The following is an 8198-nucleotide window of genomic DNA, read 5'->3' on the forward strand; positions in this document are numbered from 1 at the left end:
CCCTCCTTCTGCAGGTGGCCGATCGGCGCGCAGAACGAAGTCTCGGCGGCGTGGCGTACGGTCAGCAGGGTGATCTCGTAATCGAAGTCGATGAAACCCTCGACGATGCAGCGGCCAGCGCCGGCACGGCCACCGGTCTGTGCGTATTCCCACGCGGGGGCGATGTCCGCCTCGCTGCGCAGCGTGCTCTGGCCCTTGCCCGAGGACGACATCACCGGCTTGACCACGCACGGCAGGCCGATCGCCGCCACGGCGGCGCGGTACTCGGCCTCGGTGTCGACAAAGCGGTACGGCGAGGTCGGCAGGCCCAGCGTCTCGGCGGCCAGGCGGCGGATGCCCTCACGGTCCATGGTCAGGCGCGCAGCGCGCGCGGTCGGGATCACCCGCAGGCCCTGCTCCTGTTCCAGCTGCACCAGGGTCTCGGTATGGATCGCCTCGATCTCGGGCACCACCAGGTGCGGCTGCTCCTGGGCGATCAACTGGCGCAGGGCCATCGCGTCCAGCATGTCGATCACGTGCGAACGATGTGCCACCTGCATGGCCGGGGCATCGGCGTAACGGTCGGCAGCGATCACTTCCACGCCCAGTCGCTGCAGTTCGATGGCCACTTCCTTGCCAAGTTCGCCCGAGCCCAGCAGCAGCACACGGGTGGCGGAGGGGGACAACGGGGTTCCAAGCTTGGCCATGGCGGGGTTCCAGCAGCGATGTGAAGGCGGGTGGGCATTCTAGCCGGTCCAGCCGCAGTGCCTGGGCACGCCCAGCCGACGAACGGTAGCCCGAATGTGATATCACTTTGATATCTTCAATTCGAACCCTCAAGGACGTACCGCCATGAAAGAGAAGTCGCTGTCCTCCCTCAACGGCCTGGGCGCGCTCGCCGGGTCCCTGGTCGTAGCCTTCGCCGGCGGCGCCCTGTTCGTGGCCGGGGTCGCGGCGAAGGCCAGCACCGGCTCGCCCAACGTGCTGCTGATCCTGGCCGGCCTGCTGATCGCTGCGCTGGCGCTGGTCGCGCTGGCCGGTCTGTACACCGTGCAGCCCAACCAGGCGGCGGTGGTCAGCCTGTTCGGCGAGTACGTCGGCACCGTCAAGGACAACGGCCTGCGCTGGAACAATCCCTTCTTCAGCAAGCGCCGCGTGAGCCAGCGCGTGCGCAATTTCGAGAGCGGCAAGCTGAAGGTCAACGAGCTCGACGGCAGCCCGATCGAGATCGCCGCGGTGATCGTCTGGCAGGTGGTCGATGCCTCCGAAGCGGTCTACAACGTGGACGACTACGAGAGCTTCGTGCACATCCAGTCCGAATCGGCGCTGCGCGCGATGGCCACCAGCTACCCTTATGACCAGCACGAGGACGGCCAGCTGGCGCTGCGCAGCCATGCCAGCGAGATCTCCCAGCACCTGAAGAACGAACTGGCCGAGCGCCTGGCCGATGCCGGCGTGCAGGTGATCGATGCGCGCATCAGCCACCTCGCCTACGCCGCTGAAATCGCCCAGGCGATGCTGCAGCGGCAGCAGGCCAATGCGGTCATCGCCGCACGCACGCGCATCGTCGCCGGTGCGGTCGGCATGGTCGAGATGGCGCTGGCCGAGCTGCAGAAAAACGGCGTGGTGCAGCTGGACGAGGAGCGCAAGGCGCACATGGTCAGCAACCTGTTGACCGTGCTGTGCTCGGACCGCGGCACGCAGCCGGTCGTCAACACCGGCTCGCTGTACTGAGCCACCCTCGCAACGGGGCGCCCCACCGCCCCGCCAGGAGTCTGCATGAGCGAGAAAAAAGCCTATCCGCTGCGCATCAACGCCGAGGTCCTGGCGGCCGCACAGCGCTGGGCGGACGATGAACTGCGCAGCCTCAACGCGCAGATCGAATACGTGCTGCGCGACGCACTGCGCAAGGCAGGCCGCCTGCCGAAACCCAAGCCATCGCCGGAGGACAAGGAATGAGCAAGCGCTGGAGCTACCTGACCGTCGAGGTCAAGACATCCATGATGGGCCTGCAGAAGGCCGATGACATCCAGGCCGAACTGAGCCGCCAGGGCCAGCTGGGCTGGGAACTGGTCAACATCATCGTCCCGGCGCCGATGCGCCCGGCCCTGCTGGTCTTCAAGAAGGAGCTGTGACCATGAGCGCACGCCGCTCGTTGCTTGCTGTTTCCCTTGCCCTGTTGTCCGCCAGTGCATCCGCTGGCGAACCGCAGCAGGTCGCAGCACGCCTGCTCGATCACCTGCAGGCAGGGCGCACCGCCGATGCCGAGGCCATGCTGACCCCGCAGATGGCCGCGGCCGTGCCTGCCGACAAGCTGCAGGGCCTGTGGCAGTCGCTGGGTGAACTGAAGCAGCGCGGCCCGGCGCACAGCAGTGAGCAGCAGGGCCTGCATCTGGTGGAAGTACCGTTGCAGTTCGCCAGTGGCGCGGTGATCGCGCAGGTGGCGGTGAACGGGCAGGACCAAGTGGCTGGCCTGTTGCTGCGCCCGGCCCCGGCCGCCAAGGCAGCGCCACCGCCGGCCGACGCGAACTACAGCGAAGCCGATTTCAGCGTGCCACAGGCACGCGGTGCGCTGCCCGGCACGTTGTCCCTGCCCAAGGGCAAAGGACCTTTCCCGGCCGTAGTGCTGGTGCACGGCTCCGGCCCACAGGATCGCGACGAAACCATCGGTGGCAACCGCCCGTTCCTGGACATCGCCCGCGGCCTGGCCGCACAGGGCATCGCCGTGCTGCGCTACGACAAGCGCACCCATGCCCGTCCCCAGGACTTCCAGAGCGGCACCTTCAACGTTGATGACGAGACCACCGACGATGCCATCGCCGCGTTGAGCGCGTTGGCGGCGGACCCACGCATCGACGGCAAGCGGATCTTCGTGCTCGGCCACAGCCAGGGCGGCATGCTCGCCCCGCGCATCGCCAGCCGCTGGCCACAGGCGCGCGGCGCGATCCTGTGGGCCGCGCCGGCGCGCACATTGCTTGAACTGCTGCCGGAGCAGAACCGCTACCTGCTGTCGCTGGACGGCTCGATCAGCGCCCCGGAACAAGCGTTCCTGGACAAGCTCGACGCGCAGATCGCCGCGGCCCGCAGCAACGCGCCTGCACCCGCCAGCGAACTGCCACTGGGCACGCCGCAGACGTTCTGGAAAAGCATCGAAGCGGTGAACGCACGCGGCGACGCGGTTGCGCTGAAAAAACCACTGCTGATGCTGCACGGGGGCCGTGACTTCCAGATACCGGAAACGGATTGGGCACTGTGGAAAAAAGCCCTGGCCGATCGCCGGGACGTGCAATGGAAGGCCTACCCTGCCCTCAACCACATCGGCATCGCCGGCAGCGGCCCCAGTTCATTGAAGGAATACGCGCAGCCGGGCCACGTGGATGGGCAGCTGATCGATGACGTTGCGCGTTGGGTGGAGGCGCAGCGATGAGCGGCAGTGATGCACGCCCGTTCGAGGTTGCCGAGAGTTCTTCGCTGCGGGTGCTGTGGGTGCTGCTGCCACTGCTGGCGGTACTGGGCGTGGGCATGTGGGCACAGCTGCACGACAATCGCAGCGAGGCTCCCTGGATGGAGGTCACCCTGTCGCCGCCGTTCTTCCTGATGGGCGGCAGCGCGGCATGGAGCCTGGCGGTGATCGTGCTGATGGGCATCGGCCTGGGCTGGGCGTTCTTCCGTCGCCGGGTGGAGCTGGCAGGCAACGTGCTGGACGTGCGTTCAACCTTGTACCGTCGCCGCACGCCGGTGGCCGACCTGCTGCTGGACCAGGCCGAGGTGGTCGACCTGAGCCGTGATCGCCGCTATGGCATCCGTTTCAAGACCAACGGCTACAGCATGCCCGGCTTCTATTCCGGGCACTTCCGCCTGCAGGGCGGCGGCAAGGGCTTTGCCCTGGTCACCGACCGCGCACGCACGCTGGTGATTCCGGTGCACGGCGGCAGCACCCTGCTGCTCAGCCTGGAGCGCCCGCAGGCCCTGCTCGAGGCACTGCGCAAGGTGGCCGCCACGGCGCCACGGCAGTAAGCTGGATCGATGCACCGTAGCACTCCGCTGTTGATCAATACCGAGACCGTCGAAGTGTGGCCTGCGCCGCTGCTGCGCGCGCGCAGCAATCTCGACGCCCGCCTGCTGGCCCGCGCGCAATGGGTACTACGGCGCAAGCGCGATGGCCGCTACCTGGCGGCAGTACTGGCGCACGGTGTGCACTCGCTGGTGCCGCGCCTGCCACGCGAGCCCGGCGTGGAGGACGCGCTGGCCCTGCTGGATGGCGCACGGTCACGACCGTTCGGCGCTGCACTGGAAGACCAGTGGCTGCCGCTGGTTGGCCTGCAGCAGCGCCTGCAGCAGCTGGGCCTGGATGCACAGCGCTATGCGCACGACAGCGGGCTGGCACTGGAAGCCGAGCCGTGCGCGCTGCACTTGGCCGGACGTGATCGCTTTGCCCGCCCGTTGTGGCTGCGCCGCGGTGCCGCGCAGGGCTGGCGACGGATGCGCCTGCATGCCGCCCGGGATGGAGTTGCACTGGACGCGATCTCCGGCTTCCGCAGCCATGCGTATCAGCTCGGCATTTTCGAACGCAAGCTGGCGCGCGGGCAGAGCGTGCCGCAGATCCTGAAGGTCAATGCCGCCCCTGGCTTCAGCGAACACCACAGTGGTCACGCGCTGGACATCGGCACACCGGGGGATGCGCCGGCAGAGGAGACCTTCGAGGCGACCGCTGCGTTTGCGTGGCTGCAGGCCAATGYCGCGGCGCACGGGTTCCATCTGAGCTATCCGCGCGACAACCCGCATGGGATCGTCTACGAACCGTGGCACTGGTGCTGGAACGCTCGACCTCGGGCGTGGCCCGGCGCTACCAGTGCTTGGGCGTTGCGGCTAGCGCCGCAGCGCGTTGATCGCCAGCAGTACCCACCCGGCCATCAGCGTGGTGCCACCTACCGGCGCCAGCCGGGTCGGCCACTGCCACAGCGCACCGCCCACCAGGCTGCCGGAGAACAGCAGCACGCCCAGCAGCAACACGTACAACGCCAGATGCGCGATCGCGCCCTGCGCGCGGGGGCCGAGGGCGGCCAGTACCGCTCCGTGGGCAAAGGCGTACAACGCCGCCATGTTCAGGTGCTGCTGCGCCAGCGGATCGGACACGCCATGCGCGGCATAGGCCGAGAGACCGATCGAGGCCGCTGCCAGCAGCGCCCCCAGGCAGGCCAGCAACGACGGTTTACGCGCGCGTCGTTCGGAATTGAACATGACAGCTCCTTGCGCAATGCCCGACACCGGGCTCGGGATGAAAAAAAACGCGCCGCAGGAAGCGGCGCGTTTTCGTGTCCAGCACTACATGGGTCAGCCGAGGCTTACTTGACGGCCCAGTAGATGTCGTACGTCGCTTCCGGGGTGAACGACTTGTCCACGCCGTCCTTCCAGGTTTCGTACGGACGGTCGATGACTTCGTTACCCGAGGTCACGGCCCAGGCGCGCAGGGCGCTGCGGGCAACGTCCAGGCCTGCCATGTGACCGGTGTAGGCCGCATGCGCCGAACGGTGCGGAGCAACGCGGACGTACTTGACCGGAGCGCCACCGTCGATCTTGACGGTCAGCTGTTCGGCCGGCACGCCTTCGGCACCCTTCTTCTTCACCGGCTGGGCGATGTCGAAGGCGTACTTCTCAGCACCGAAATCGGTGGTGATGATACGCAGCGGACCGACGGCTTCCAGGCCATTGGCCTCGATCACGCGCTTGATCCACTCCTGGTTGTCCTTGATGGACTTGGTGATGGAATCCTGGCCACGGTCAACATTACCGGCGGTGACGACCAGCAGGTCTTCGGCCGGGACATCGACGATGCCCAGATCGGTCAGCGGAGCTTCGGAAGTGCGGTAGTCGACATTCGGCACGGTGGCCAGCATGTTCGCCAGGCGCGACAGACCCATCTTGATGTCATCGCCGATCTGGCGGCTGACATACAGGCCTGCGTAGCGACCGAACAGGTCGAAGCCATACTTCACCGAGTAGTCCTGGGTGATCTTGACGTTGCGACCGCCCTTGCCGGTCGGCTCCAGGGTGAAGGTGGTGACCTTGTCGTGACCCTTGGAGGCATCGTCGACGGCGATCACAACACGCTTGTTCTCTTCGGCTTCGGTCACCTTCCAGGAACCGGTGCCCAGGTCCTTGGAGGTGTAGTCGAGAGTGGCACCGACGCCGGAGGCCGGGCCGGACAGCTTCAGTTCAACGGCGGGATCGCGCAGTACCAGCGGGTTCCAGTCCTTGAAGCGGCGCAGACTGCTGACCGTGTCGTACACGATCGTCATCTTGCGGTTGGTCTCGATGCTTTCGGTGATGTGACGCTCGCCCGGCAGACAGACGCCAATGATGACGAACAGGCCAGCCACGATCCCCAAGGCGATCAGGAACTCGATAATACGGGTCATTCAGAGAGTCTCCGGGGCCGATCCCACGGCCGGGTTGATTGAAGCGAAGCGCCAATCCTAGCAGGCTTCGCGGGCATTGGTTATCGGGATTGGCGCACCGGTTTCCGTGCCGGCTGCGCATTTGTATGCACAAAGAATTCGAAGGGTAACGCATCCGCGTACCCGGCATGTAGGGGGCAAGTGGGGGGCAACCCTGAATCCGGGCCCAGACTACGTGCCAAGTCTTTGTCGCTAAAGGATTTTCCTCACACCAACTGGAGTTCAAACGCTTTCAGGACTGCACGCGTACGGTCACGTACGCCCAGTTTGGAAAGGATGTTGGACACATGGTTCTTGATCGTGCCCTCGGCGACCCCCAGCGAATTGGCGATCTCCTTGTTGGAGAAACCGCTGGCCATCAGCCGCAGGATCTCGGTCTCACGGTCGGTCAGCGGGTCGGGCCGGTCCAGGCTGACGAAGTCGTTGCGCATGTGCTCCAGCCCGGACAGCAGCCGCTGGGTCACCGCCGGCTGCACCAGTGAACCGCCATCGGCCACCGTGCGGATCGCCCCGACCAGCTGCGCCAGGGTCACGTCCTTGAGCAGGTAGCCCTTGGCCCCGGCCTTGAGCCCGGCCAGCACCAGCTGGTCATCGTCGAAGGTGGTCAGGATGATGGTCGGCGGCAGCTGTTCCTGCCGTGACAGCACCTGCAGCGCCTCCAGCCCGGACATCACCGGCATGCGCATGTCCATCAGGACCACGTCCGGGCGGATCTGCGGGATCAGCTCGACCGCCTGGCGGCCATCGGCGGCCTCGGCCACCACTTCGATGCCGTCGTCGAGCGCCAGCAGCGAGCGGATCCCCTGCCGCACCAGGGTTTGGTCGTCGACCAGGCAGACGCGAATCATCAACGCACTCCTTCAGGAACCTGGGTAAGGGCCGCCAGCACCGTTGCCGGTACCGTCGCCCGCAGCCGGAAGCCTTCGCCGGGGCGGGTTTCCACCTGCAGCTGGCCTCCACATTGTTGCAGGCGTTCGCGCATGCCGCGCAAACCATTGCCCACATTGACCGTTTCCGCCCCGACGCCGTCGTCGCGGGCTTCCACCACGACCTGGTCCGGGACCTCACGGTACACCCGCAACCACAGGTGGCGGGCGCCGGCATGGCGCACCGTGTTGGTGATGATCTCCTGGGTGCAGCGCAGCAGTACGTGGGCCCGCTGCGGGTCTTCCACGTTCAGCGGCTCCTCGATCTCCAGCTGGATGTCCAGCGACGGCACGTGCTCGGTCAGCGGACGCAGCGCAGCGGCCAGGTCGATGGCGCCGGTCTCGCGCAGCTGGCTGACCACCTCGCGCACGTTGCCCAGCAGCAGCTTGGCCAGGGCATGCGAGCGCTTCACGTGCTCCAGCGCCTGGCCCTCGGCGAGGTGGCCGGCCACTTCCAGATTCAGGGTCAACGCGGTCAGCTGGTGGCCCAGCAGATCATGCAGTTCGCGCGAAATGCGGGTGCGCTCGTTCACCCGCGCGCTTTCGGCCAGCAGCGCACGCGTGGCGCGCAGCTCGGCGTTCAGGCGGCGCTGCTCCTCACGCGCCTCGGCCTGGCGGCGGGCCACCAGCGCGATCACGAACACGAAGCTGGAAAAACCCATGTAGCCGACGGCCTGCAGCACGGCGATGACCGGCGGGAAGCCCAGCGGCTGGATGTAGACCGGCAACACGGCCAGGTTGCTGGCCACCAGCCACACCACGCCGATGCGCGGGCCCAGCAGCCAGGGCAGCAGGCCGGCCACCACCATCAGCAGGATGCTGCCCAGTGCGGTGC

The 8198-nt window shown here is 66.8% G+C and carries 10 protein-coding genes and 1 pseudogene; 6 read left to right on the top strand and 5 right to left on the bottom strand.

Annotation, left to right across the window (positions count from 1 at the left end; translation table 11 throughout):
* The coding region (purT, locus tag AC1VAN_RS11620) for a formate-dependent phosphoribosylglycinamide formyltransferase (protein WP_480985847.1) at nucleotides 1-686 on the bottom strand (686 nt) is incomplete at its 3' end.
* A 145-nt stretch (nucleotides 687-831) separates the two neighbouring features.
* Between purT and AC1VAN_RS11625 the strand changes: the two genes are divergently transcribed.
* From AC1VAN_RS11625 to AC1VAN_RS11650, 6 genes and pseudogenes are all read left to right on the top strand, one after another.
* Nucleotides 832-1713 (top strand): SPFH domain-containing protein, encoded by an 882-nt coding sequence (locus tag AC1VAN_RS11625; RefSeq protein WP_442252277.1) that lies wholly within the window; start codon nucleotides 832-834, stop codon nucleotides 1711-1713.
* Nucleotides 1714-1758: 45 nt separating this feature from the next.
* Nucleotides 1759-1938 carry a type II toxin-antitoxin system antitoxin gene (locus AC1VAN_RS11630; protein WP_005412615.1) on the top strand — a complete coding sequence of 60 codons (180 nt, stop codon included), beginning with the start codon at nucleotides 1759-1761 and terminating at the stop codon, nucleotides 1936-1938.
* Nucleotides 1935-2114, top strand: a complete 180-nt coding sequence (locus tag AC1VAN_RS11635) for a DUF4177 domain-containing protein (protein WP_025873867.1) — start codon at nucleotides 1935-1937, stop codon at nucleotides 2112-2114. The genes AC1VAN_RS11630 and AC1VAN_RS11635 overlap by 4 nt, the downstream gene beginning before the upstream one ends.
* Nucleotides 2115-2116: 2 nt before the next feature.
* Nucleotides 2117-3406: an alpha/beta hydrolase gene (locus AC1VAN_RS11640; RefSeq protein WP_313444185.1), complete on the top strand. Its 1290-nt coding sequence runs from the start codon at nucleotides 2117-2119 to the stop codon at nucleotides 3404-3406.
* The gene (locus AC1VAN_RS11645) at nucleotides 3403-3996 is read left to right on the top strand and encodes a PH domain-containing protein (RefSeq protein ID WP_442252276.1); all 594 of its coding nucleotides are present in this window, start codon (nucleotides 3403-3405) and stop codon (nucleotides 3994-3996) included. Before AC1VAN_RS11640 ends, AC1VAN_RS11645 begins: the two co-directional genes overlap by 4 nt.
* 9 nt (nucleotides 3997-4005) lie before the next feature.
* Nucleotides 4006-4806, top strand: a pseudogene (locus tag AC1VAN_RS11650) (M15 family metallopeptidase); the annotation flags it as partial.
* A gap of 42 nt (nucleotides 4807-4848) precedes the next feature.
* On the opposite strand, the gene AC1VAN_RS11655 reads toward AC1VAN_RS11650, so the two are convergent.
* The 4 genes from AC1VAN_RS11655 to AC1VAN_RS11670 form a co-directional block, all read right to left on the bottom strand.
* Nucleotides 4849-5220 carry a DUF423 domain-containing protein gene (locus AC1VAN_RS11655; protein WP_025873872.1) on the bottom strand — a complete coding sequence of 124 codons (372 nt, stop codon included), beginning with the start codon at nucleotides 5218-5220 and terminating at the stop codon, nucleotides 4849-4851.
* 104 nt (nucleotides 5221-5324) lie between these two features.
* Nucleotides 5325-6398, bottom strand: a complete 1074-nt coding sequence (locus tag AC1VAN_RS11660) for a polyketide cyclase (protein WP_442252274.1) — start codon at nucleotides 6396-6398, stop codon at nucleotides 5325-5327.
* Between the two features lie 245 nt (nucleotides 6399-6643).
* Nucleotides 6644-7285 (bottom strand): response regulator, encoded by a 642-nt coding sequence (locus AC1VAN_RS11665; protein WP_025873873.1) that lies wholly within the window; start codon nucleotides 7283-7285, stop codon nucleotides 6644-6646.
* On the bottom strand, nucleotides 7285-8198 hold a 914-nt coding region (locus AC1VAN_RS11670), incomplete at its 5' end, for a sensor histidine kinase (RefSeq protein ID WP_480985848.1). The genes AC1VAN_RS11670 and AC1VAN_RS11665, both read right to left, overlap by 1 nt.

Source organism: Stenotrophomonas sp. 05L44_2 (genome assembly GCF_056665995.1).